The organism is Collimonas sp. NPDC087041, from assembly GCF_044745265.1.
In the GTDB taxonomy this organism is placed as follows: Bacteria; Pseudomonadota; Gammaproteobacteria; order Burkholderiales; family Burkholderiaceae_D; genus Collimonas.
In genome coordinates, this window is the sequence record NZ_JBIUZX010000003.1 from 121,352 (window position 1) to 144,436 (window position 23,085).

The window sequence follows — 23,085 nt, forward strand, 5'->3', positions numbered from 1 at the left end:
ATTGCGCTCAGGTTTTGTTCGCCAGCACAGCGTCATGGGTCGAGATCTTCTTTGGAATCAGTTTCAATTCGTAGAAGGTATCGGCTATCCTTTGCTGCTCATCCAGCACCTTGCTGTCGATCGGCTTGTAGATATGGGCGTAATGCTTGAGGCCGATTTCGATCACATCTGCATCCAATCCCTGGATCGGCGCCAGCTGCGCAGCTGCTTCCTTGTAATTGGCCCGGATCCATTGGCCTTCCTTGCCGACTTCTTCCAGGATCGTGCTGATCACTGCCTGATTCTTTTCTGCGTACTTGCGCGCGCTCAGGAAAAATTGGTGATGGCTGACCACGCCCGTGCCGCTGGCAAGTACGCGCGCATCGATCTGTTTGATGGCGGCGCTCTGGAACGGATCCCAGATCGCCCAGCCATCGACTGCGCCGCGCTCGAACGCTGCACGTGCATCAGCCGGCGCCAGGTAGATCGGCTGGAATTCACCATAGCCGACGCCGCCTTTCTTCAGCAGGCTGATCACCAGCCAGTGCACATCGGAGCCTTTGTTAAAAGCGATTTTCTTGCCCTTCAACTCGGCCAGTGTCTTGATCGGCGAATTCTTCGGCACCAGGATGCTTTCCGCTTCCGGTGTCGGGATTTCATAGGCGCTGTAGACAAAATCGGCGCCGGCAGCTTGCGCCACAATCGGCGGCGCTTCACCGACATAACCGAAATCGACCGAGCCGACATTCAGCGCTTCCAGCAATTGCGGCCCAGCCGCAAACTCGGCCCACTTGACCTCGATGCCTTGCGCCGCCAGCCTTTTTTCCAATGTGCCGTGCGCTTTCAACAGCACCAGCGTGCTGGCCGCTTTCTGATAGCCGATGCGCAGCACCTGCTTGTCCTGCGCCTGCGCCAGTTGCGGTGCGCCGACAATGAATGCGCCGGCGATTACAGCCGACAACAGCGCCAGTACATGGCGACGGGTATGTTGTTTGTTCCTGGTCGAATCGGTCATTGCATGCTTCCTGATATTTTTAGACAAAGCGATCCCCCGCCACTGGAAAAATGGCTTTTTTGATGACTACCGGGCGGGGTAAATTATTTAATAGGGCGTCGGGTTATTACACGCTACATCGCACTTGCGAAAATGGGATCGGATGGAATTCATTGCTGGCGGCCTTGTTCAATGCCTGCAAACTATCCGACAGCTGCTGCACACCCTCATTGATGCGCTGGACAATATTTTCATCAAGACTCAGGCCGTCTTGCTCCGACCACAACACCTGCGCCTCTGTCGCATAAATGCTCGGCAACACATGCTTGGCAGCCAGCGAAGACAACACCGGCCGCAGCGCGTAATCCAGCGCCAACATATGCGACTGACTGCCGCCGGTCGCCAGCGGCAACACCAGCTTGTCGGTCAATCCGAACTGCGGCAGCAAATCCAGGAAGGCCTTCAGCACACCGCTGTAAGCCGCCTTGTAGACCGGTGTCGCCACCACCACCGCAGTGGCTTGCGCCACTTGCGACAACGCGGCCAGAATTTCCGGATTCTTGAAATCGGCCCGCAGCAGCGCATCGCCGGGTAAGTCGCGTACATCCAGTTTGCTGTATCGATGGCCCAGCAGCGCCAGCTTTTCACCTACATGATGCAATACCCTGGTAGAACGGGAAGGCGCCGACGGGCTACCGGCCAACAGCAAAATAGTCATTTATGGCAATCTTGAAAACTGATATGGCGTCGCCATCGATAGCGACGCCAGGGTTAAACGACGATACGAATTATTTCGCGCCCGGCTGGTAAATCTTGTCGAACACGCCGCCATCGCTGAAGTGCGTTTTCTGGGCCTTGGTCCAGCCGCCGAAAGTGTCGTCGATGGTGAACAGGCTCAGCTTCGGAAACTTCGACGCGTACTTGGCTGCAACCTTAGGATCAGTAGGACGGTAGTAATTGCGTGCCGCGATTTCCTGGCCTTCAGGCGAGTACAGGTATTCCAGGTAGGCTTGCGCAATCTTGCGCGTTCCACGCTTGTCGACCACCTTGTCGACCACGGCAACCGGCGGTTCAGCCAGGATGCTCAGCGACGGGAACACGGTATCGAACTTGCCCTTGCCAAACTCGGCTTCCACCAGGTAAGCCTCGTTTTCCCACGACAGCAGTACATCGCCAACGCCGCGTTCCGCAAATGTCACGGTCGAACCGCGCGCGCCGGAATCCAGCACCGGCACATTCTTGTACAGCTTGGTGATGAAATCGCGTGCCTTGGCGTCGTCGTTATTATTTTTCTTCAACGCATAGCCGTAGGCTGCCAGGTAAGCCCAGCGTGCGCCGCCGGAAGTCTTTGGATTGGCCACCACCACCGATACGCCCGGCTTGACCAGGTCGTCCCAATCCTTGATCCCCTTTGGATTACCCTTGCGCACCAGCAGCACAATGGTCGAGGTATATGGGGTGCTGTTGTGCGGCAAGCGCTTTTGCCAATCGGCTGGCAGCAGCTTGGCCTTCTCTGAAATCTCGTCAATGTCGTAAGCCAGCGCCAGAGTCACCACATCGGCTTCCAGGCCGTCGATCACCGAACGCCCCTGCTTGCCGGAACCGCCATGCGATGCCTTGATCGTGACATTGTCGCCTGTCTTTTCTTTCCAGTATTTGGCAAAGGCCTTGTTGTAGTCCTGGTATAGCTCGCGTGTCGGATCATAAGAGACATTGAGCAGCGAAAAATCTGCCGCATGGACAATCTGCGCACTCTGCGCAACCAGGGCAATGGCAATCACCGTACGAACGATTTTCTTCAACATATTCTTCTTCCCTCGTGAACGTTTTTGTTTTGAGGAGTACAGATTAATGAGGCGCCTTTAAAAACAGAACGAATTCTTTCTTCTCTCGTTATGCGCAAAACAGATATGCATGGACCTGCCGAATGAATAAGGACGGTGCATATTCCAGCTGAATTGGTATAAAGCTGGCCGTATGGAAATGTGCGGCAGGCGGTGGAAGGAAGGGATTGCCAGGCGATCTTATTAAAAATGTAAGGATCGAAGGATGTGTGCGACTAGACAAGGTAATTCGCTGCAACTTCGTTCAACGCCATTTTTACCAGGATCGCAAATGAAAAAAATCTTCGCCTACACCGCCTCGCATCTGCTGGCTGCCGTCATCGGCTTTGCCGCCGGCATTTACCTGCTGCCCATCCTGACGGCAGGAGAAGGCCCGACCGCCGCGCAACTGAAACAGGCGGCCGGCAACGCACAATATAAAGGGGTGTTCAAGAAGGATTTGGCCGGCAGCGATTTTGTGCACTGGGCGCAAGGCACAGTTGCCGTCGGCGACAAGCAAATTGCCTTTGAAGGCAGTGTCGCTCCTGGTCCCGACTACAAGGTGTACCTGACGTCCGAATTCGTCGACAGCAAGCAAGGCTTCCTCGATATCAAGAAGCAAGCGCTGCGGGTGGGTGAAGTAAAGACCTTCGACGGCTTTATCGTTGACTTGCCGCCAGGAGTCGACCTGTCGCGCTACAACACCGTTGTCATCTGGTGCGAGGCCTACTCGCAGTTCATCAGCGCGGCGCAATTCCGCTGAGCCGACGGCCCGCTCAGGCAGCTTTCTTCGACGCGGCGCCCAAGTGGGCGCTGGCCGCCACCAGCAGCAGCGCACAACCCAGCATGGCAAACGCTACGTTGAGGCTGGTCGCATGCGCGATAAAGCCGATCAGCGCCGGCCCGGCCAGGATGCCGGCGTAGCCGAGGGTGGTGATGGCAGCAATCGCCAGCCCGGCCGGCATCGTGGCCTGGTTACCCGCAGCACTGAACAGGATCGGCACGATATTGGAGGCGCCCAGGCCGATCAAGATAAACCCTATCAAGGCGACAGCTGCGGTCGCCGCCGAGACAGCCAGGAAGAAGCCGCCGGCCGCACACAGGCCGCCCAGCAACAGCACGCGCTTGCCGCCGAAGCGCTTGACGATGCGGTCGCCGGTCAGGCGGCCGGTCGTCATGGCGATGGCAAAGGCGGCGTAGCCAAGCCCTCCTTGGCTGGCGTCCAGGCCACGCGCAGCAGTCAGGAACAGCGCGCTCCAGTCAAGGATCGCCCCCTCGACCAGGAACACGATGAAACACAGCACGCCGATAAAAATCACCGCGCCATGCGGCAGCACAAACAGCGCGTCGCGATCGGACTGCTCCGGCTCCCGCAGCAAATGCGGCGCAGCCACCAGCAACACGAGTGCAACCAGCAGCACCGCAGCCACGCTCGACCAGAATGGACTCAAACCGCCCCACAGCAGCAGCGCCATGCCGCCAGCGCCGACGAATCCGCCGACACTGAACAAACCATGGAAACCCGACATCAACGCACCGCCGCTGGCTTTTTCCACCATCACCGCCTGCACATTCATGGCCACATCCAGTGTGCCGATGGCGGCGCCGAATACAAATAGTGCAATGCCCAACTGCAGTGGACTGTCCGCCAGCGCCAAGCAAGGCAACAGCAGACAGGTCAGCGCGCCCGCAGTCAGGATCACGCGCCGGCAACCGAGGCGCGCCGCCAGTACGCCTGTCAGCGGCATCGCCAGCAAAGAACCGACGCCAAGGCAAAGCAGCAGCAAACCAAGCGATCCCTCATTCAGTCCAAGCCGCGCCTTTGCATATGGCACCAACGGCGCCCAGGCGGACATGCACAGACCGGCGCTAAGAAAGGCAAGACGGGTGGCAAGGCGTTGCTTGGGGCCGATCTGGTTCATGGCATGGCTTTCGGAAAAATGGAGGACGATTATTCGACGTCGGCGCGCAGCAATTGCACGCCATGGCTGGCGAATGCCGCCAGTTGCTCGGGGTCGGCATCCTGCTCGACCACCAGGTGCGTGAGATGCCCCGCAGTGAGCACCGAATACGGCGCCGCGGTGCCTACCTTCTCGCTGGTGACGGCCACCGCTACTGCCCGGCTGGCGGCCGCCAGGCTGCGCTTGAATTCGGCTTCTTCATAATTGAAGCAAGTGACGCCGGCCGCGGCATCGATGCCGCAGCCGCCCAGGAAAAACAAATCCGGCCGCAACCGTTCGGCATCGCGCAATGCGGCAGCGCCGAGGCTGGCGCCGCTGCGCCGGTCAACCCGGCCGCCGATCAGGATCAATTCGATTGCCGCACGTTCCTGCAGCGCCACAGCAATCGTCGGCGCATTGGTAATGACAGTCAGCGGCAACTCCGGCAGTGCCTCAGCGATAGCCAAGTTGGTCGAACCGGCATCGATGAACAGCACACTGTCGGCAGTAACCAGCCGCACCGCCGCGCGTGCCAGCCGGGCCTTGCGTTCCACCGCTTCCATCCGCCGTTCCGCCAGCGGCGCGTTGGTAGGCGAGATTGGCAGCGCGCCGCCATACACGCGCTGGCACAGCCCGGCTGCGGCCAGGTCGCGCAAATCGCGACGAATGGTGTCTTCCGACACATTCAATTGCTGCGCCAGATCCTGCGCCAGGACCCGTCCCTGCGTCTGCAAAGACTGCCGGATCAGCGCATGACGCTCTTTCAGAAGGAGGTGGGTCAGGGCCATTTTTATCCAATCGAACCAAAATACGCATAAACACGTACAAATATACACAAACGTGCAAACAAGGGCAATATTTTAGTGCCGACCAAAAGAATCAGTAAATTGAATCAATGAATGGGAAAAGATCCGCGCAGGGACGGCGGAGTGGGCATCCAGGTTGCTTCAGGATGCCGCAGCGTCAATCAGGAAAACAACAGGGGATAAAGAATGACAGCCCAGGTGGCGACGGCCAGGATGCAGGTCAGCAACACGGCGGCGCTGCCAAAATCCTTGGCGTTCTTCGACAATGGATTACGCTCCAGCGAAACGCGATCGACTACCGCTTCAATCGCCGAATTGATCAGTTCGATGATGATGATCCAGACCAGCACGGCAATCAGCATCAGTTTCTGTATCACGGAAACCGGCAGCAACAAGGCGACGATGATGCCGGGAATCACCAGCATCAGCTCCTGGCGAAACGCATGCTCGTTTTTCCAGGCCGACTTGAAACCTTCTATCGAATAGAAAAATGCCGAGAAAATTCGTTTGAAACCGCTGGTGCTCTTGAATTCGCTGATGCGCTGCGTAGGCTCTTGCGACTGCGGTGATTGCGGTTTTTTGCTCATGCTGTGCTGATTTTGAAAGTTAGCGCAGGGTTGCGCCGACAGATTTTAACAGTCTTGTTGCGGCGCACGCCAAATGCTTGCAATTGTTTTTTCGTCATGCCAGATACCTGCGCTACCAACTTGTGCCGCCACTCTAATCGGTGACAATACTAAAGCATAATTTTTCACATTATGATATAAAGATTCCATTGCAATGCACCAATAGCCCAATGAAAACAGCCACGACTGACGACGCCGGTAAAATTTCCATCCAGGTCATCGAACGCATGATTTCGCTACTGGATACCCTGGCGCTCTACCCCGATCCGGTCAGCCTGAAAGAACTTTCGGCGGTCACCGGTCTGCATCCATCCACCGCACACCGCATTCTCAACGACCTCGTGGTGAAGCGCTTTGTCGACCGCTCCGAGCCGGGCAGCTATCGGCTTGGCATGCGCCTGCTGGAATTGGGCAATGTGGTCAAGAGCCGTCTCAACGTGCGGGAAGCAGCGCTCGACTTCATGCGCGGCCTGCATCGCAAGACCAATCAGACAGTGAACTTGTCGGTGCGCCAAAGCGACGAAATCGTCTACATCGACCGCGCCTTTTCCGAGCGCTCCGGCATGCAGGTGGTGCGCGCCATCGGCGGCCGCGCGCCGCTGCATCTGACCTCTACCGGCAAGCTGTTCCTGTCCATCGACGATCCGAAAATGGTGCGCGCTTACGCCACCCGCACCGGACTGGCCGGCCACAACAAGAATTCCATCACCGACCTCAGCAAGCTGGAACGCGAACTGAGCCTGGTGCGTGCGCTCGGCTATGCACGCGATAACGAAGAACTGGAACTCGGCGTGCGCTGCATGGCAGCCGGCATCCGCGACGATTCCGGCAAGATGGTGGCAGGACTGTCGATCTCGGCGCCGGCGGATCGCCTGCAGGAAGAATGGGTAGAGGATTTGATCAGCACCGCGAACCAGATTTCCGCCGTGCTCGGCTATTCGTCGCAACAGTAATCGTAACAATATAGGACTGCGCCCGCAGCCAAGCCTGCCGCGCAATAAACAAGCAGCCAATAAAAAGAGCTTATTCGTCAATCGAATAAGCTCTTTTTTACGTTCAGTACATCAGAGGCGGGGCCAACACTGCATCGCCGACACACCTCAGGAATTAACTCTGGCGGTCTGCAACCTTAACGCCGGTCAAGGTCGATGGATGCGCTTCAGCCAGCCAGCGGCGTACGCGATCGGCATCGGCCTGGCGCGAATACTTGCCGCGCGAATCGAGGAACACCATCACGATCTGACGGCCATCGATGGTGGTCTGCATGACCATGCAGCGCCCTGCTTCGTTGATGTAGCCGGTCTTTTGCAGGCCGATCTGCCATTCAGGATTTTCCACCAGGTGATTGGATGTCGAATATTGCAGCGAGCGGCCGCCTGGTTCAACTACATACTTGGAATCCGTCGAGTACTGGCGAATGATCGGATGCTGATAAGCCGCCATCACCAGGCGCGACAGATCGCGGGCGCTGGCAACGTTCAGGTGCGACAGGCCGGTCGAATCAACATAGTGGGTTTCGGTCATGCCGAGTGCCTTGGCCTTGGCATTCATGGCTGCGACGAATGCCGGCAAGCCACCTGGATAGTTACGGCCAAGCGCAGATGCTGCGCGGTTCTCGGAACTCATCAAGGCAATGTGCAGCATGTCGGCACGGGTCAGTTGCGAACCAATGCGCAAACGCGAGCTGCTGTGTTTTTCGCGATCGATATCATCGTCGGTCACGCTCAATACTTCGTTCATGTCCTGCTTCGATTCAACCACTACCATGCTGGTCATCAGCTTGGTCAGCGATGCGATCGGCAAGGCAACCTGGGAATTCTTGTCCAGCAAAACTTCCGAGCTGTTCTGATCCAACACCAGCGCAACACTGGATTTCAACTCCAGCGGATCGCGCGTCAGGTTCAGTCCAGCCTGCTCACCGGCCGACAGGACTGGCGGCAAGGCCGGCACAACCGGCGCAAAAGCGACGCGCTGATAAGTCACCTTGCGGCGACCATGCACCATCACGACTTTCTTGACCAGTTTTTCGTTCTTGTCAAACGATGCGATGCTGCCTTGCTTGTGGCCACGCGCTGCAATCACCTGATGTTTTCTGGAACCGCCTGCGGCAGCGGTTTTCTTGCCGGTTGCTTTGGAAGCGGTTTTGGCGGTTGTTTTAGCCGCAGTTTTTTTAGTGTTCTTCTTAGCGCTAACATGCTTCGCTTCAGCCAAAGCAGGAGTAGCGGGCGCGATCGCGAGCACCAGAAAGAGTGATAAAAAAACAACTAGCGCGGATTTGCCCATTTGCGGCTCCAATATTCGGCGAACGATAACTTTGTGGCAGTGTAGGCAAATCTCTGAAAAACCGCAAGAAAATTAGATAGTTAGCGCACTAATTTAAACGACTTTCGATGCCAGGAGAATGATTTGCCGGCTAGATTTTAGCGTAATTACGAAGCATTCCATTTCACGATTCCACGGAAAATTTGTAACGACCTTGACATAATTGTCATTATGATCTCTTTTTACACTTTCACAATTAATTAAATTGCTTGATATCGCTTAATTATTCGGGCCTGGAAAAATCGAAAAAAAAAGAACCTGGAGCTCAAAAAAATGGCCCGCATGCATCGCGGGCCAATCAGATTGCAACTCTCGCTTTTATATCCATCTACACCCGCCATCGCGCATAGCCCTCGGCTACGCTTCGTTGCGAGATCGGAAATGGTATATCAAATTATTTATCGCACTCGATCAGCACGGAATCGATGGCAAACGAGTAATCCTCTTGCAAGCCGAAGTAAGTCGACACTTCTGAGGGCGCGGCATCCCACAATGACTTGATCGCCGTCACCCGCGCGGATGGCGTACGCATCCGCGCCACCCAGGCATCGAATTGCAGCGCCAGCTTCCAGCTGTTATTCGCCGTCACCTTGAATCCGGCCTGGGTCAACAATGCCGTCCAGGCCGACAGGCTGCGATTGCGCACATGTGATGTATCGCGTAACAACTCGATCGATTGCAGATAGGTATCGGCCAACACATCTTCCGGCGACGCGGTATCGATGACGATGCACTTGCCGCCCGGCTTGAGCACGCGCGCCATTTCCGCCAACGCCCGCGGCAAGTCTTTCCAGTGATGCGCGCTGTAGCGGGTACACACAAAATCGAAAGAGTTGTCATCGAACGGCAACTGATCCGCACTCCCCTGTTTCACCGAGAGATTTTTCAAACCGCGCGCGCCAGCCGCTTGCCGGACCACTTCCAGCATTTCGTTCGCCAGATCGTATGCAACCACTTGACCGACCTGCGGCGCAATCGCAAAGCCGGCGTGCCCGCCTCCGCAGCCGACGTCAAGCGCCCTGCCTTGCGGGAAGCGGGCAGCGTAATCGGCCAGTTGCTGCAAGTCGGCGCCTTGCGCGTGAACGGTGCTGGTCAGGTAAGCGGCAGCCGTGCTGCCGAATTGTTCGGAAATTACCTTGTCATGGTTGCGTGCGGCGGTCATCGGGCTCTCCTGGGCATCGGATAAAAAGGTGGTAGCAATAAATCGAATTCAGATTCCAAGTGTAGTTATTTTTTATCCTGTTACAAGACCAGTGTTTATACTATTACCTTTAACAACAGGATAAAACCAGGAGCAACATGGACGATGCCGGCAAACGCAAGGCTCTCGGCGATTTCATCAAGACCCAGCGCGCCCAGCTGTCGCCGGCAGAGCTGAGCCTGGGAGGCAGCGCGCGCCGCCGCACGCCGGGCCTGCGGCGTGAAGAAGTCGCGCAGTTATGCGGCATCAGCGTGACCTGGTACACCTGGATCGAGCAAGGACGCACGGTTTCAGTATCGGCGGCGGCGCTGGCGCGAATTGCCGATGCGCTGCACCTGTCGCGCGCCAAGCGCGCTTACCTGTTTGAGCTGTCAGGCAAAAAGGACCCGCAATCGCAAGATACGGCGGACCAGAAAATCCCGGATGAAATATTGGCCGTCACCGCCAACATCAAGACCCCCGCCTACCTGCTGGATCGCTACTGGAATGCGGTCGCCTGGAACCGCGCCGCCAAAACCCTGTTCGTCGGCTGGCTGGATCAAAAGGCCGGCAGCAAGAACCTGCTGGAGTACACCTACTCCACGCCGGAAGCCGCCAGATTGATCAGCGATTGGGAACAACGGGCGCGCCGGCTGGTGGCGGAATTTCGCGCCGATTGCGGGATGTATCTGGACGAGCCGCAGATTGCCGACCTGGTCGCCCGATTGAGCGCCAGTAGCGCGGCGTTCAAGCGCGCCTGGAGCCTGCACGACGTAACTGAAAAAGAAGGCGGCGAACGCCGCTTCAATCATCCAAGCTTGGGTCAGCTGGCGTACCGCCAAGTCAATCTGCGGGTTGCCAACCGGCCGGAGCTGAAGCTGGTGATGCTGCTGCCGGATTGATGCGCTTATTTCCTCGCCTATTTCTTGACGACGAAAGCCACGCCGCACACAGCGACCACCATGCCGATGATTCCCATCAGGCTGAACACTTCGCCGAACATAAGCCATGCCATCACCGCCGTGGTTGGCGGCGTCAGGTAGAGCAAACTGGTTACCTGCGTCGCGGCGCTCTTGCGTATCAATGCAAACAACAGGAAGATCGCGCCGATCGACAAGGCCAGGATCGACCACAGCAAGGCGCCGATGAAACGCGGCGTCCATTGCACCGTGTCCAGCGTCAGGTTCAAGTGTTCGTAAAAAATCGCAAATGGCAGCAGCACCGCGGTCGAGGCGGCAAACTGGATCAGCGTACCGGTACGCAAATCGAAATGCGCGCATTTGTGTTTCTGATACAGCGTACCGAGCGTAATCGATAGCAGCGCCATCAGGCACAGCGCAATGCTTTGCCACGACAAGCCGACCAACGAAATCTTGGCCGCCACCACCAGGCCGACGCCGCACAGGCCAAGCGCCAATCCCAGCCATTGCCGCGGCCGCACCGATTCGCCGATCAAGGGCGCGGCAAACGCGGTCAGGATCGGCTGCATGCCAACGATCAAAGCCGACAATCCAGCCGGCATGCCAAGCTTGATTGCACACCAGACGCCCGCCAGATAGCCGGCCTGCAGCAACACCCCCGCAAACGCAATATGACGCATCTGCCCGACCGGCCACGGCGCGCGCATCAGCAGCACCAACGGCAACAACACCAGCAGTACGCCAACGAATCGCAACAACAGGAAAGTCAATGGCGGCGCATACGGCAGGCCGAATTTGGCGACCACGAAACCGGTGCTCCAGATCAGGACGAACACCAGCGGCATCGCGGCCAGCAGGCGATGGCCGGGCGGCGCAGAAGCCGCCAGCGCGGAAGGAGGAACAGGAACTGCTGGACGCATGGTTTATCCGGGTTGGGTAAGCGGCTGGGCCGCACGCTGCTGACGCGCGTGACGCGCCGCAAGCGAGATAGTTTGCAGATGGATCGCCACCGTGTCTTGTATGTTCTTGCCATATCCACCTGCCATTGCGACCGCAACCGGTATCGCATGCCGGCCGGCGGTGGCCAGCACCATGGCGTCACGCCGCGCCAGGCCATCGAAACTCAGCTTCAAGCGCCCCAGCCGGTCGCCTTCATGCGGATCGGCGCCTGCCAGGAAAATGATCAGTTGCGGCGCAAACCGTTGCATCATTTGCTGCAACGCCTGCTGCAATGCCTCCAGATAGGTGTCGTCGCCGGTGCCATCCGGCAGCGCCACATCGAGATCGCTGCGCTCCTTGTCGAAGGGATAATTGTGCGCGCCGTGCAGGGATAAAGTGAAAACCGAATCGTCATTGGCCAGGATCGATGCTGTGCCGTTGCCTTGATGAACATCCAGATCGACAATTGCCACCCGCTGCACCATGCGCTCGGCCTGCATCAACCGTGCGGCGATCGCGGCATCGTTGAATACGCAAAAACCGCCGCCCTGATCGGCAAATGCATGGTGCGTGCCGCCCGCGAGATTGACGGCAATCCGGTCCGGCGTCGTGATGGCAGCGCGGCAGGCGGCGATGGTGGCGCCGGCCGAACGCCGCGAGCGCTCCACCATCTGCGGCGTCCACGGGAAGCCGATCGCCTTCTGCACGCTATCGCTCAATGTGCCGTTGCTGACATCGGCGATATAACGCGGGTGATGCGCCAATGCCAGAACACCGTCGCTGGTGGTCGGCGCTTCCTGGAATTCGATGTCGGCGACGGTCGCCAACGCACCTTCGTGGATGAGGCGATATTTTTGCATCGGGAAGCGATGACCTGCCGGCAGAGGCAGCACGAAATGGTCGCTGTAGAAGGCTTTCAAGGGACTGACCACATGCAATAAAAGTATCAGTCTAACACTGGCTGCCGAGGAAGCCTTGGGGTGAAAATAAGCCGGCAGCCGCCACGATTCCAATCGAAGGCGGTGACAACACTCTGTCAGGATTTCGGAAGCGGATATGCGGTATAAAATTCGCTCGCTATTTTCCAAGCGCCGTTCACCTTCAGCAGCTGGATGACTTTCCAGCCATAACCGCCCGCCTGCGAGCCCGCTTCTTTTGTCACGAAGTCCAGCGTGGCCTGCGCAAGATTATCGTCCTGCTCTATGCGGACGTGATAGAAATTCTGCTCGTACTTCTTGCCGCTCAAGAAAACTGCCTGGCGAAAATCCTCGTATTGGCGCGTATCAAGATGGGCGCCATGGGTATCCAGGGAGCTGGTCGACATGAACGGTATTTTCTCATCGAGAAGGAGCGCTGCAAATGCCTTCTCGTCGCCGCTGTTCACTGACCTTGTGTATGAGGCCAACACCTGTTCAATCGCTTGCCGGTCTTCAGTTGAGGAACGGTGGACTGAAAGAAAAGACGGGGCCAGCTGCGCCGCAGTCGTTGCCGTAACGGGTAGTAAAAATAGCGTTGCAAGAAAAATCAGAAATTTCATTGTGGCTCCTGATATTGAAATGAAGGTTATGGAATGCCAAGCCTTTGCAAGCCGCGTTTTTCGATAAGATGTGAGTGTGACTCATAGTTTCGAGTTCTGCTTGTGACTGGTACTCGTTAGCATTTGATTTGGAAATGCGTAGGTGCGGCAAGGATGCAGAGGTAGTCCCAAGCGACAACGGCATGCGAGCGGCGTTGCATGGATCAAATGAAAATGACACACGTGGCAAAAACGTCAAATCCCCGTAAGATAGCAAGCTCCTTTACCCCCAACCTGGCCAAAAACTCCTCCGTCACCCAATATGCCCACCCCGAATCTACGCAATCAGTGCCATACCTTCTTTTCCTCATCAGCGCCGCGCTCCGCCGCCGTGGATTTTTCCGCGATGGCGGCCTGGTGCGAAGCGCATGATATCCAGCATGACAGCTATGGCGAAGGCAAGCTGATCCAGGATTTCGAGAACAAGGTGGCCGGCCTGCTCGGCTTTGAAGCTGCCCGCTTCGTCATCAGCGGCACGATGGCGCAATCGGTGGCGCTGCGCATCGCTTGCCAGGACAAGAACAACCGGCTGGTGGCGCTGCATCCGACGGCGCACATCCTGGGTCATGAAAGTAGCAATTACCAGCTGCTCGACCATTTCACAGTGATCAATGTCGGCAAACCGTTTCGGCCATGGACCGCAGATGACCTGAAAGCCGTGCCGGATCATCTCGGGGCCGCGCTATACGAACTGCCCATGCGCGAAATCGGCGGCCAGTTGCCGGCCTGGGAACAACTGGAAGCGCTCAAGCAATACTGCGGCGAAAAGAATATTCATTTGCACCTGGACGGCGCGCGCCTGTGGGAAGCCGCCACCGGCTATGGCCAACCGCTGTCCAGCGTCGCAGCCGGTTTTGACAGCGCCTATGTCTCGCTCTACAAAGGCATTGGCGGTCTGGGCGGCGCCCTATTGCTGGGCAAGCAGGATTTCATCAGCCGCGCTACCGAATGGATGAAGCGCATGGGTGGCAATGTCTATCAGCGCTCACCCTATGTGGTGGCAGCGGCGATGCAGTTTGATGAAAAACTGGCGCGCATGCCGGCCTACCTGCAACGCACCCGCGAACTGTATCAGTTGCTCACTCGCTATCCGGATTGGCAGATCAATCCGCGTCAGCCGCATTGCAATATGCTGCATCTCTATTTTCCGGTCGAGCGCGAGACGCTGATTGCGGCGCGCGACCAGCTCGCCATGGAACATGGTGTCTGGCTGTTTGGCGGCGCCAATGACGCGGCGTTACCGCAGCAAAGCTATATTGAGTGGTATGTGGGAGAAGCGCTGCTGTCGCTATCGGATCAACAGGTAATTGCGGCGCTGGATCAATTCCAGGCGTTGCTGACGTCCTCCCGATGACGACAAAAGCCGAGTGGGAACAGTTGTTCCAGCTCGGCTTCAATCGACATCAATACCCTGGCGATGCTGACCAGCGCGTCTGCCGACGCACTTCAGCTATCGTTCTTAAACTATGCCGCTGCCGCTAGCGCCAGCCTTTGGCGGGCGTTGCGCGCCTTTTTGCTCGCGATATCCAGCGCTGCGATAGCATCCAACCGGGTCGGCCGCCGCGCCTGAACGGACACGCGCCATCGCCAGGATTGGACTCACATCGGTGCGGAACGCCTGCTTCAAGGTCTGCGCCGCCTGCAGCACATCGTTCTTTTCCTGATGCTGCTGCAACGCTGCACGGTCTACGATGGCTGATTGGATAAAGGCACGTTGCACTTCGATCGCGCTGCTCATCAGGCTTTCGATCGGATCGGTCACGTTGTGCGACTGATCCAGCATGTACGATGGCTTGAACGCCGCGCCGTCGCGCTGTGCGGCATCTGCCAGCTCATTGAAGATCAGGAACAGCTGGAACGGATTGATGCTACCGGAATCCAGGTCGTCATCGCCGTATTTGCTGTCATTGAAATGGAAACCACCCAATTTACCAAACTGCGCAAGGCGCGCGACGATCATTTCGATATTGGTATTGGGCGCGTGGTGCCCAAGGTCGACCAGGCATTTTGCTTGCGGCCCCAACTCCGTCGCGCAGGCATAGCTGGTACCCCAGTCGGCGATGGTGGTTGCATAGAATGCCGGTTCAAACAGCTTGTGTTCTATGTACACCAACCAATCTGCCGGCAACGCGCTGTAGATTTCGCGCATGCTGCCCAGATAACGCTCAAGAGCGCCGCGCAGATTGTGCTGCCCCGGGAAATTGGCGCCATCGCCGACCCAGACCGTCAACGCTTTCGAACCCAGTGCCCGCCCCAACTCGATGCATTCGATATTGTGCGCCACCGCTTGCGCGCGCGCTGCCGCACTGCCGGCAGTCAAGCTGCCATTCTTGTAGGAATGCGCTTGTCCGGCCTGGTCCTGGAATGTATTTGAATTGACCGCATCAAAACCCAATCCGTATCCGTTTGCGATTTCGCGCAAGGCAGCTGGATCTGTAACTTTGTCCCATGGAAAATGCAGCGATACAGTGGGTGTTGCACGCGTCAATTGATGGATCGCCGCGCAGTCCTCCAGCTTCTCGAATACATTGCGCGGCTCACCCAAGCCCGGAAAGCGTGCAAAACGAGTGCCGCCGGTTCCCACGCCCCAGCTCGGCAGCGCAACCGCAAAAGTCTGCGCCAATGCTGTCAATTGTTCGATATCCCGGCCACGTCGCGCCAGCATGCCGCCCAAGGCGGCGTAATCGGCTTCCAGATTGTTGCGCATTGCGGCGTTGTGTTCGGCCACCAGGCCGGCATCGATGACTGTGTTCATGCTGTGTCTCCTTGTTTTCAGCAGCCAGGCGGCAAGGCCTGCTGCTTCAATTATATTTATCCATGGTGTGCGAAGCGCACCCTGCTTTTTCTGTTGTCATTTTCCATCATCGATCCGGGATCGAACTTAGCGGGTAAAAGCCGCAGCGTTCCCGGCATCGACGTTGATGATGTTGCCGGTACTCTTGGCCGACTTGTCGCTGGCCAGGAAATACACCGCCTCGGCAATGTCTTCCGGCAGCACGCTGCGTTTCAGCATGCTGCGCTGACGATAAAATTCCTCGATGTCTTCAGCCCCGATCTTGTTCGACGCGGCGCGCTCTTCCTTCCATTTTCCGTCCCATATCCGGGAGCCGCGAATCACTGCATCCGGATTGACCACATTGACGCGTATGCCGTGCTCCGCACCTTCCAATGCAATGCAGCGGGCCAGGTGGATTTCCGCCGCTTTGGCCGTACAATAGGCTGACGCGCCTGCAGAGGCCACCAAGCCATTCTTGCTGGCGACAAAGACCATGCTGCCGCCGATTTTCTGCTGCTTCATCATGCGGAAAGCGGCGCGGCTGACCAGGAAATAACCGGTCACCAGGATCGACTGGTTACGCTCCCAGATTTCCAGGGTAGTGTCTTCCAGCGGCGCCGAGGACGCAATCCCCGCATTCGAAATCAACAGGTCTACGCCGCCGAAGCGCAATGCGGTCGCGCTCAATATGGCGTCGACATCTTGCTCGCTGGTGATATTGGCGGCGACAGTGGCGACGTTATCGCGCCCCGCAACCTTGTCCAGCGACTGCCGAGCCTGCTGCAGCGCCTCGGCGTCAATATCGGTCAGCATCACGCATGCCCCTTCCTGCAACAGCTGGCGCGCCACCGCCTGGCCAATGCCGCCGGCGCCGCCGGTGACCAGTGCAATGCGTCCCGCCAGGCTCTTCGGCTTTGGCATGCGCTGCAACTTGGCTTCTTCCAGCAGCCAGTATTCAATATCAAAGGCTTCCTGTTCCGGCAAGCCAACGTATGTATCAACACCATTGGCGCCGCGCATCACGTTGATTGCGTTCACATAGAATTCGGCGGCAATCCGTGCGGTTGCCTTGTCCTTGGCGAAGGACAGCATGCCGACGCCGGGAATCAGGTAAATGATCGGGTTGGCGTCACGCACGGCCGGACTGTTGTCGCGCTTGCAGCGCTCGTAATAGGCAATGTAATCGGCGCGATAAGCAACCAATGCATCGTCCAGGCCCGCAATCAAACGCTCAAAGTCCTGCTTGGCCGGATCGAAATCGAGCACCAGCGGCCGGATTTTTGTGCGCAGGAAATGATCCGGACAGGAAGTGCCCAGCGCGGCCAGCGGCAACAGATCGGCGCTGCAAACGAACTCAAGCACGGCGGCGCTATCATCGAAATGCCCGAGCTTGTATTCATCCTTGCTGATCTTGCCGCGCAACAGCGGCATCAGGCGAGCTGCCAGCGCCGCACGTTCAGGCGCCGCCAGCGGTTCGGCTTTGCCGCCGCCGAATGCCGGCTGGCGGCTATTCGCTGTCAGCCAGTCTTCTGCGCGCTTGATGATCGCCAGCGTAGTTTCATAACAGGATTTGGCGGTATCGCCCCAGGTGAACAAGCCATGGCCTTCCAGCACGATGCCTTTCAACTGCGGTTGCGCTTTCGATAAGGCTTCCAGCTTCAACCCCAGATCATAACCGGGGCGCTGCCACGGCAACCAGCCGAGATCACCTTCAAATACCTTGTGTGTCAACGCCTCGCTATTGGCGCAGGCTGCAATCGCGATTACCGCATCCGGATGCATGTGGTCGACGTGCTTGCGGTTGATATAGGCATGTAGCGGCGTATCGATGCTGGCTGCGCGCGGATTCAGGTTGAAGGTGCAATGCGGCAGGTAGGCCACCATTTCATCTTCCAGTGCCAATCCGCGGTAGCGATTTTTGAGCGATCGCAGCTTATCCATGTACAGCGTCGAAAAGCCGTCTATCTTGATGCTGCCAAGATCGCCGCCGGAACCCTTGACCCACAGGACCTCGACTTCGTCGCCAGTCAAGTGATCGCTCATGACAATCTTGGCGGAGGTATTGCCGCCGCCGAAATTGGTGATGCGCATGTCCGAACCCAACAGGTTGGAGCGGTACAGCAACAACTCCGGCTCGCTCATCTTGGCAGCAAGCGCATCGTCCCAGAGTGAGTGAATGGGCTCTTGCTGCGTAGTGCCAATAGTTGCTGTCATACAGTCTCCATTATCAATTTATGAATGCATTTTTCTCTGAGCGATTCAACGCCGCTCAGAATCAATCAGGTTCAATCGTTGCGTGATGCCATTGCTTTGCAACGGGAGAACGATAGCGACAAGTAGAAAGCAGCCGGCAATCAGTGTCAATCTGCGCGCAATCAAATTGGCGATCGAAACGCAAATAATCATCACATTGATCAGATGCCAGTCATTTTTCTGATCGCCATTCAAATAATCATCTAGTTGATTGATTGATGATTGACTTCCATTTCTCAAATGCTTAGTCTGTTTTACCGACAAAGAGGTCGTCCTGATTTGACTGCCGGCATTCGCCGCAACAAGCAAAAGAGATGACCCAGCGAGGAGACAGCAGTGGTAAATCACAAGCGCCGTAAAGGTTTGCTGAAATTACTTGCCGAGCACAATACGGCAAGCGTAGAGCAATTGGTCGATTGGCTGAACTCCTCTCCGGCGACAGTGCGGCGCGATATCGTCTGGCTGGCTGAACGCAATCTGTTGACCCGTACCCGCGGCGGCGCAGAAAACCTGCGACCAAAAAAACGCACCTTTGCGCTGTCCGGCGAAACCTTCCAGAACAATATTGAACGCTTTGCGGCGCAAAAGCGCGCCATCGCCAGATACGCCACCGGCATGTGCGCCGAGGGCGAAACGATCATCATCAATGGCGGCACCACGACCTACATGATGGTTGAGTTTCTCGCCGAACGGCGCCTGAAAATCCTGACCAACTCATTCCTGATGGCAGAGCGCCTGCTGATGTCTAGCGAAAACGACATCATCCTGCCCGGCGGCCAGGTGTATCGCGAGCAAAACGTGATCCTCAGTCCGTTCGACAACGACATCACGCAACACCACTACGCCGCCAAGATGTTCATGGGCGTATATGGACTCTCGATGCTGGGCTTGATGGAAGCCGATCCACTGTTGATCCAGGCCGAAACCCGCCTGATCAGCCAGACTGAAGAATTAATCGTACTGGCCGACAGCTCAAAATTCGCCAAGAAAGCAGGCTTGATCCTGTGTGGTTTGAACCGCGTCTCGTGCGTGATCACCGACACCGGCGTGTCGGATGCGGCAGTGCAGATGCTGGAACAGGCCGGCGTGCAAGTGATCACCGTGACGCCGGAAGCCGTACCGAAGGAAACGTCGCACAACTAAATCCAACAAGGCTGCCGGACATCCGGTCCACAGTCACATCCCGCAAGGAGACATCGCAATGAAACTAAATAAAATATTGTTCGCAGCATTGACTATCGGCATGATTGGCGGTCTGGCGAGCAATGTACAAGCGGCTGAAAAAATGAAAATTGCGATGGTGGTTAAAAACCTCGGCAATGGTTTTTTTGACGCCGCGCATACCGGCGCCAATGAAGCCGCCAAGGAGCTCGGCGATGTCGAAGTGATTTACACCGGCCCGACCACGCCAACAGCAGAAGGCCAGATCGAAATCATCAACTCCCTGATCAGCCAGAAGGTGAATGCCATCGTGATTTCGGCAAACGACGCAAATGCGCTAGTGCCGATTACAAAGAAGGCGATGCAGCGCGGTATAAAGGTGCTCTCTTTCGATAGCGGTATCGCCAAGGAAGGACGGCTGATGCAACTCAATCCATCCAACGCACAATTGATCGGCCTGAAACAGATCCAGATGGCATCGGACGCAATCGGCGGCGCCGGCGACATAGCGATCCTGTCTGCGACAGCACAGGCGACGAATCAGAATATCTGGATCGGTGAAATGAAAAAAGCCTTGGCCAAACCGGAATTTGCGAAAATGAAACTGGTCGCCACCGTCTACGGCGACGACCAATCCGACAAGAGCTATCGCGAAGCGATCGGTCTGTTGCGCAGCAATCCGAACCTGAAAGCCATCATTGCACCAACCACAGTCGGCATCAATGCCGCCGGCAAAGCGGTAGTGGATGAACACCTGGTCGGCAAAGTTTATGTCACCGGCCTGGGCTTGCCGTCTGAAATGGCGGGACACGTAAAGAGCGGCGCAGTGAAAAGTTTCGCGATCTGGAATCCGATCGATCTCGGCTATGCCGTCACCTACGCCGCACATGAATTCGTCAAGGGCACTGCTACAGACAAGCCAGGTAGCAGCGTGTCGGTAGGCCGCATGGGCAAGATCACGCTTGACGCCAACGGCGAAGCGGCACTGGCTCCACCATTTACTTACGACAAGGATAACGTCGACAAGTTTTCCAAAATCTTCTAAGACGAGATGCCCCGTGCGGACGCTGTTGCAGAGCACTGCGGCAGCACCGCAGAATGGTTTTCTACAAGATGGATGCATGAACGATTTCGCCATAACGCGTACAACCTGATGCCGCTCGCCTCCCCCTATCATCATTGCTTGTGAAGCCACCATGTCATTGAATACTGCGCCAAGCACTTCCCCAGATTCACCGCCTGCAAAGCTCCGACCACCGGTACTGGCGCTATCGGGTATCTGCAAACGTTTTCAGGGCGTGATTGCCCTCCATGATGTCGGCCTGACGATTCACGCCGGCGAAGTGATGGCATTGATTGGTGAAAATGGTGCGGGAAAATCCACCTTGGTCAAAACACTGACCGGCATTTATCAGGCAGATGGCGGCACCATTCATATGGAAGGAGAGCCGGTCTCATTCGCCACTCCTCAAGCAGCGATGCAAGCCGGCATCACCGCCGTCCATCAGGAAACCGTCATGTTCGACGAACTCACCGTGGCCGAAAACATATACATTGGTCGTCAGCCGCAACATGGCTTTCCAGCCCGAATTGATTGGGGTTTCATTGAAGCTGAGGCAGAAAAATTGTTCGCCCGGCTGGAGGTATCTCTGCCGGTGCGGGCCAAGGTCAAGGATCTCAGCGTAGCGCAGCGTCATTTTGTTGAAATCGCCCGCGCCCTTTCGCAAAACGCCCGCGTCGTGATCATGGATGAACCGACGGCCTCTTTGTCACAACGCGAAATCCACGAGTTGTACCGCATCATCGGCCAGCTGCGCGCCGCCGGGACAGCGGTGATTTTCATTTCACACAAGTTCGACGAGATCTTTGCCGTTGCCGACCGTTACACGGTGCTGCGCGACGGTCATTTTGTTGCGACCGGGGCATTGTCCGAGATTACCGAATCGGACCTGGTGTCGCTGATGGTGGGACGGGAGATTCATCAGGTCTTCCCAAAGATCGATGTCACGCTTGGTCCGACATTATTGGAAGTCGAGGATTTTTGTCATCCGACCGAATTCAACAAAGTCAGTTTTTCGATACAACAAGGTGAAATTGTCGGTTTCTATGGCCTGGTCGGCGCCGGTCGTTCGGAAGTCATGCAGGCACTGTTCGGCCTCACGCACGATGTTAGCGGTAGCGTCAAGCTGAACGGCAAAGTTGTTTCGATCAATACCGCCAGCGATGCCATCGCGCATGGCATCGCCTATGTCCCCGAGGATCGGCAGCACCAGGGAGCGCATTTGTCGCTGCCCATCGTGCACAACATCACACTGCCGATTCTTTCCAAAATCGGCTTCTTCCTGCTTGGACGACGTGCAAAAGAAACTGCCATCGCACGCCATTTCAGCGAGCAACTTGAGTTGAAAGCCGGTCACTTCACGCAAATGGTGTCGGAGCTGTCCGGCGGCAATCAGCAAAAGGTGGTGCTTGCCAAATGGCTGGCGACCAATCCGAAAGTGATCATCCTGGATGAGCCGACCAAGGGCATCGATATCGGCTCCAAAGCTGCGGTGCATCGCTTCATCAGCGAGCTGGTCGCGCAGGGCTTGTCGGTGATTCTAGTGTCATCCGAATTGCCGGAGGTGCTGGGAATGGCGGATCGCATCGTGGTGATGCATCAGGGCCGCATCAAGAAAACCTTTTCGCGGGCCGAAGCGACGCCGGAAAACGTGGTCGCTGCGGCATCCGGCAGCGAATTGCCTTCAGAGGAATATGCATGAATTTGTTAAAACAACGCGAAACCTTGCTGGGCCTGCTGATCATTCTGTTGATCGGCATGGTTGGGCTGCGGGCGCCAATATTCCTGAGCCTGTCGAGCATGTCCAACCTGCTGACCGACAGCACCTTGCTGATCATGCTGGCGCTGACGCAAATGTTCGTCATCGTCACGCGTGGCATCGATCTGTCGATCGCCTCCAATCTTGCGCTATCAGGCATGATGTCGGCGCTGCTGGCAGCAAAATTTCCGCAACTGTCGGTGGCGCTGATCATTCTGGCGGCGCTCGGCATCGGCCTGTTCCTCGGCTTGATCAATGGCTGGCTGATCGGATCGCTGAATCTGCCGCCGATCGTCGTCACGCTGGGCACCATGAGCGTGTATCGCGGCCTGGTGTTTGTGCTGTCGGGCGGCGCCTGGGTCTCTTCAAATCAAATGCCGGCAGCATTTATCGCCTTCCCGCTGAACCGCCTGCTCGGCGTTACCTATCTTGTCTGGATTGCGGCGGCCGCCATTCTGGTGACCTGGTTCATTGCACGCTATACCCGCTTCGGCAGGGATTTGTATGCGATCGGCAATCAACCGGTGGCGGCGCGCTACGTCGGCATTCCGATCGCCCGCCGGCTGCTCTGGACGTACGGCTTTTCGGGCATGATGGCCGGCCTGTGCGGTTATTTATGGGTGGCGCGTTACGCGGTCGCGTATACCGAAATTGCCTATGGTTTTGAATTCACCGTGATTGCCGCCTGCGTGATCGGCGGCATCAGCATTGCCGGAGGCGTCGGCACCGTAGCAGGCGCTGTGCTGGGCGCATTGTTCCTGTCGGTGATCAATAACGCCCTGCCGATCGTCAAAGTGTCGCCGTTCTGGCAAAGCGCGCTAACCGGCATCGTCATCCTGACCGCCGTGGTGATCAATGCGCGCAGCAATAAAAAGACCGGTAGACAGATATTGCCGCTGCACCTGCTCAATCCATCAGATAACAGGAGAGCTGCGTGAACGCGACATCCCCTGCCTCAGCGACCAAGACCA

The 23,085-nt window shown here is 57.0% G+C and carries 22 protein-coding genes; 8 read left to right on the forward strand and 14 right to left on the reverse strand.

The features are described 5' to 3' along the window. Positions 1 to 7: 7 nt before the first annotated feature. The 3 genes from ACIPF8_RS06410 to ACIPF8_RS06420 form a co-directional block, all read right to left on the reverse strand. Complete coding sequence (locus ACIPF8_RS06410) at positions 8 to 994, reverse strand: sulfonate ABC transporter substrate-binding protein (protein ID WP_400418487.1); 987 nt, start codon at positions 992 to 994, stop codon at positions 8 to 10. A 106-nt stretch (positions 995 to 1,100) separates the two neighbouring features. Continuing rightward, complete coding sequence (gene ssuE, locus ACIPF8_RS06415) at positions 1,101 to 1,691, reverse strand: NADPH-dependent FMN reductase (RefSeq protein WP_400418489.1); 591 nt, start codon at positions 1,689 to 1,691, stop codon at positions 1,101 to 1,103. A 70-nt stretch (positions 1,692 to 1,761) separates the two neighbouring features. Then, positions 1,762 to 2,778 carry a sulfate ABC transporter substrate-binding protein gene (locus ACIPF8_RS06420; RefSeq protein ID WP_400418492.1) on the reverse strand — a complete coding sequence of 339 codons (1,017 nt, stop codon included), beginning with the start codon at positions 2,776 to 2,778 and terminating at the stop codon, positions 1,762 to 1,764. Between the two features lie 310 nt (positions 2,779 to 3,088). Between ACIPF8_RS06420 and ACIPF8_RS06425 the strand changes: the two genes are divergently transcribed. Then, on the forward strand, positions 3,089 to 3,559 hold the full coding sequence (locus tag ACIPF8_RS06425) for a DM13 domain-containing protein (RefSeq protein ID WP_400418495.1): 471 nt from the start codon (positions 3,089 to 3,091) through the stop codon (positions 3,557 to 3,559). 13 nt (positions 3,560 to 3,572) lie between these two features. On the opposite strand, the gene ACIPF8_RS06430 is transcribed toward ACIPF8_RS06425, so the two are convergent. The 3 genes from ACIPF8_RS06430 to ACIPF8_RS06440 all read right to left on the reverse strand — a co-directional run bounded on the left by ACIPF8_RS06430 (position 3,573) and on the right by ACIPF8_RS06440 (position 6,129). Continuing rightward, positions 3,573 to 4,718, reverse strand: a complete 1,146-nt coding sequence (locus ACIPF8_RS06430) for an MFS transporter (RefSeq protein WP_400418498.1) — start codon at positions 4,716 to 4,718, stop codon at positions 3,573 to 3,575. Positions 4,719 to 4,747: 29 nt separating this feature from the next. Continuing rightward, complete coding sequence (locus tag ACIPF8_RS06435; RefSeq protein WP_400418501.1) at positions 4,748 to 5,524, reverse strand: DeoR/GlpR family DNA-binding transcription regulator; 777 nt, start codon at positions 5,522 to 5,524, stop codon at positions 4,748 to 4,750. A 179-nt stretch (positions 5,525 to 5,703) separates the two neighbouring features. Then, positions 5,704 to 6,129 (reverse strand): diacylglycerol kinase, encoded by a 426-nt coding sequence (locus ACIPF8_RS06440; RefSeq protein ID WP_400418504.1) that lies wholly within the window; start codon positions 6,127 to 6,129, stop codon positions 5,704 to 5,706. 209 nt (positions 6,130 to 6,338) lie between these two features. On the opposite strand from ACIPF8_RS06440, the gene ACIPF8_RS06445 reads away from it, so the two are divergent. After that, positions 6,339 to 7,121 (forward strand): IclR family transcriptional regulator, encoded by a 783-nt coding sequence (locus tag ACIPF8_RS06445; protein ID WP_061532749.1) that lies wholly within the window; start codon positions 6,339 to 6,341, stop codon positions 7,119 to 7,121. A 154-nt stretch (positions 7,122 to 7,275) separates the two neighbouring features. Here ACIPF8_RS06445 and pbpG read toward each other — a convergent pair whose 3' ends face one another. Together pbpG and ACIPF8_RS06455 are read right to left on the reverse strand one after the other, a co-directional pair. Continuing rightward, the gene (pbpG, locus tag ACIPF8_RS06450) at positions 7,276 to 8,451 is read right to left on the reverse strand and encodes a D-alanyl-D-alanine endopeptidase (protein WP_400418506.1); all 1,176 of its coding nucleotides are present in this window, start codon (positions 8,449 to 8,451) and stop codon (positions 7,276 to 7,278) included. A 433-nt stretch (positions 8,452 to 8,884) separates the two neighbouring features. Next, on the reverse strand, positions 8,885 to 9,652 hold the full coding sequence (locus ACIPF8_RS06455) for a class I SAM-dependent methyltransferase (protein WP_400418508.1): 768 nt from the start codon (positions 9,650 to 9,652) through the stop codon (positions 8,885 to 8,887). A 137-nt stretch (positions 9,653 to 9,789) separates the two neighbouring features. Between ACIPF8_RS06455 and ACIPF8_RS06460 the strand changes: the two genes are divergently transcribed. After that, positions 9,790 to 10,572: a helix-turn-helix transcriptional regulator gene (locus ACIPF8_RS06460; protein WP_400418511.1), complete on the forward strand. Its 783-nt coding sequence runs from the start codon at positions 9,790 to 9,792 to the stop codon at positions 10,570 to 10,572. A 17-nt stretch (positions 10,573 to 10,589) separates the two neighbouring features. On the opposite strand, the gene ACIPF8_RS06465 is transcribed toward ACIPF8_RS06460, so the two are convergent. From ACIPF8_RS06465 to ACIPF8_RS06475, 3 genes are all read right to left on the reverse strand, one after another. After that, positions 10,590 to 11,435 carry a DMT family transporter gene (locus ACIPF8_RS06465; RefSeq protein ID WP_400419461.1) on the reverse strand — a complete coding sequence of 282 codons (846 nt, stop codon included), beginning with the start codon at positions 11,433 to 11,435 and terminating at the stop codon, positions 10,590 to 10,592. Between the two features lie 78 nt (positions 11,436 to 11,513). Then, the gene (locus ACIPF8_RS06470; protein ID WP_400418514.1) at positions 11,514 to 12,449 is read right to left on the reverse strand and encodes a histone deacetylase; all 936 of its coding nucleotides are present in this window, start codon (positions 12,447 to 12,449) and stop codon (positions 11,514 to 11,516) included. Between the two features lie 116 nt (positions 12,450 to 12,565). Beyond that, entirely contained in the window at positions 12,566 to 13,066 is a 501-nt protein-coding gene (locus ACIPF8_RS06475) for a YybH family protein (RefSeq protein WP_400418516.1), read from the reverse strand. 301 nt (positions 13,067 to 13,367) lie between these two features. Here ACIPF8_RS06475 and ACIPF8_RS06480 point away from each other — a divergent pair, with 301 nt between their 5' ends. Then, positions 13,368 to 14,459: a threonine aldolase family protein gene (locus ACIPF8_RS06480; RefSeq protein WP_400418519.1), complete on the forward strand. Its 1,092-nt coding sequence runs from the start codon at positions 13,368 to 13,370 to the stop codon at positions 14,457 to 14,459. Positions 14,460 to 14,564: 105 nt separating this feature from the next. Here ACIPF8_RS06480 and rhaI read toward each other — a convergent pair whose 3' ends face one another. From rhaI to ACIPF8_RS06495, 3 genes are all read right to left on the reverse strand, one after another. Further along, positions 14,565 to 15,860 carry an L-rhamnose catabolism isomerase gene (gene rhaI, locus ACIPF8_RS06485; protein WP_400418522.1) on the reverse strand — a complete coding sequence of 432 codons (1,296 nt, stop codon included), beginning with the start codon at positions 15,858 to 15,860 and terminating at the stop codon, positions 14,565 to 14,567. Positions 15,861 to 15,986: 126 nt separating this feature from the next. Next, positions 15,987 to 18,095, reverse strand: a complete 2,109-nt coding sequence (locus ACIPF8_RS06490) for a bifunctional rhamnulose-1-phosphate aldolase/short-chain dehydrogenase (RefSeq protein WP_400418525.1) — start codon at positions 18,093 to 18,095, stop codon at positions 15,987 to 15,989. 45 nt (positions 18,096 to 18,140) lie between these two features. After that, the gene (locus tag ACIPF8_RS06495; protein WP_400418527.1) at positions 18,141 to 18,398 is read right to left on the reverse strand and encodes a hypothetical protein; all 258 of its coding nucleotides are present in this window, start codon (positions 18,396 to 18,398) and stop codon (positions 18,141 to 18,143) included. Positions 18,399 to 18,470: 72 nt separating this feature from the next. Here ACIPF8_RS06495 and ACIPF8_RS06500 point away from each other — a divergent pair, with 72 nt between their 5' ends. From ACIPF8_RS06500 to ACIPF8_RS06515, 4 genes are all read left to right on the forward strand, one after another. Further along, a complete protein-coding gene (locus ACIPF8_RS06500; RefSeq protein WP_400418529.1) occupies positions 18,471 to 19,277 on the forward strand; it encodes a DeoR/GlpR family DNA-binding transcription regulator in 807 nt (268 codons plus the stop codon). A gap of 58 nt (positions 19,278 to 19,335) precedes the next feature. Then, on the forward strand, positions 19,336 to 20,340 hold the full coding sequence (gene rhaS, locus ACIPF8_RS06505) for a rhamnose ABC transporter substrate-binding protein (protein ID WP_400418532.1): 1,005 nt from the start codon (positions 19,336 to 19,338) through the stop codon (positions 20,338 to 20,340). Between the two features lie 151 nt (positions 20,341 to 20,491). Next, the gene (locus tag ACIPF8_RS06510) at positions 20,492 to 22,057 is read left to right on the forward strand and encodes a sugar ABC transporter ATP-binding protein (protein WP_400418534.1); all 1,566 of its coding nucleotides are present in this window, start codon (positions 20,492 to 20,494) and stop codon (positions 22,055 to 22,057) included. Further along, positions 22,054 to 23,052 carry an ABC transporter permease gene (locus ACIPF8_RS06515; protein ID WP_400418537.1) on the forward strand — a complete coding sequence of 333 codons (999 nt, stop codon included), beginning with the start codon at positions 22,054 to 22,056 and terminating at the stop codon, positions 23,050 to 23,052. Before ACIPF8_RS06510 ends, ACIPF8_RS06515 begins: the two co-directional genes overlap by 4 nt. Positions 23,053 to 23,085 lie beyond the last annotated feature (33 nt).

Bases quoted from the DNA above. Each gene is read 5' to 3' on its own strand.
- ACIPF8_RS06410 (WP_400418487.1), bottom strand. From the start codon at position 994: ATGACCGATTCGACCAGGAACAAACAACATACCCGTCGCCATGTACTG.
- ssuE (WP_400418489.1), bottom strand. From the start codon at position 1,691: ATGACTATTTTGCTGTTGGCCGGTAGCCCGTCGGCGCCTTCCCGTTCT.
- ACIPF8_RS06420 (WP_400418492.1), bottom strand. From the start codon at position 2,778: ATGTTGAAGAAAATCGTTCGTACGGTGATTGCCATTGCCCTGGTTGCG.
- ACIPF8_RS06425 (WP_400418495.1), top strand. From the start codon at position 3,089: ATGAAAAAAATCTTCGCCTACACCGCCTCGCATCTGCTGGCTGCCGTC.
- ACIPF8_RS06430 (WP_400418498.1), bottom strand. From the start codon at position 4,718: ATGAACCAGATCGGCCCCAAGCAACGCCTTGCCACCCGTCTTGCCTTT.
- ACIPF8_RS06435 (WP_400418501.1), bottom strand. From the start codon at position 5,524: ATGGCCCTGACCCACCTCCTTCTGAAAGAGCGTCATGCGCTGATCCGG.
- ACIPF8_RS06440 (WP_400418504.1), bottom strand. From the start codon at position 6,129: ATGAGCAAAAAACCGCAATCACCGCAGTCGCAAGAGCCTACGCAGCGC.
- ACIPF8_RS06445 (WP_061532749.1), top strand. From the start codon at position 6,339: ATGAAAACAGCCACGACTGACGACGCCGGTAAAATTTCCATCCAGGTC.
- pbpG (WP_400418506.1), bottom strand. From the start codon at position 8,451: ATGGGCAAATCCGCGCTAGTTGTTTTTTTATCACTCTTTCTGGTGCTC.
- ACIPF8_RS06455 (WP_400418508.1), bottom strand. From the start codon at position 9,652: ATGACCGCCGCACGCAACCATGACAAGGTAATTTCCGAACAATTCGGC.
- ACIPF8_RS06460 (WP_400418511.1), top strand. From the start codon at position 9,790: ATGGACGATGCCGGCAAACGCAAGGCTCTCGGCGATTTCATCAAGACC.
- ACIPF8_RS06465 (WP_400419461.1), bottom strand. From the start codon at position 11,435: ATGCCGCTGGTGTTCGTCCTGATCTGGAGCACCGGTTTCGTGGTCGCC.
- ACIPF8_RS06475 (WP_400418516.1), bottom strand. From the start codon at position 13,066: ATGAAATTTCTGATTTTTCTTGCAACGCTATTTTTACTACCCGTTACG.
- ACIPF8_RS06480 (WP_400418519.1), top strand. From the start codon at position 13,368: ATGCCCACCCCGAATCTACGCAATCAGTGCCATACCTTCTTTTCCTCA.
- rhaI (WP_400418522.1), bottom strand. From the start codon at position 15,860: ATGAACACAGTCATCGATGCCGGCCTGGTGGCCGAACACAACGCCGCA.
- ACIPF8_RS06490 (WP_400418525.1), bottom strand. From the start codon at position 18,095: ATGACAGCAACTATTGGCACTACGCAGCAAGAGCCCATTCACTCACTC.
- rhaS (WP_400418532.1), top strand. From the start codon at position 19,336: ATGAAACTAAATAAAATATTGTTCGCAGCATTGACTATCGGCATGATT.
- ACIPF8_RS06510 (WP_400418534.1), top strand. From the start codon at position 20,492: ATGTCATTGAATACTGCGCCAAGCACTTCCCCAGATTCACCGCCTGCA.
- ACIPF8_RS06515 (WP_400418537.1), top strand. From the start codon at position 22,054: ATGAATTTGTTAAAACAACGCGAAACCTTGCTGGGCCTGCTGATCATT.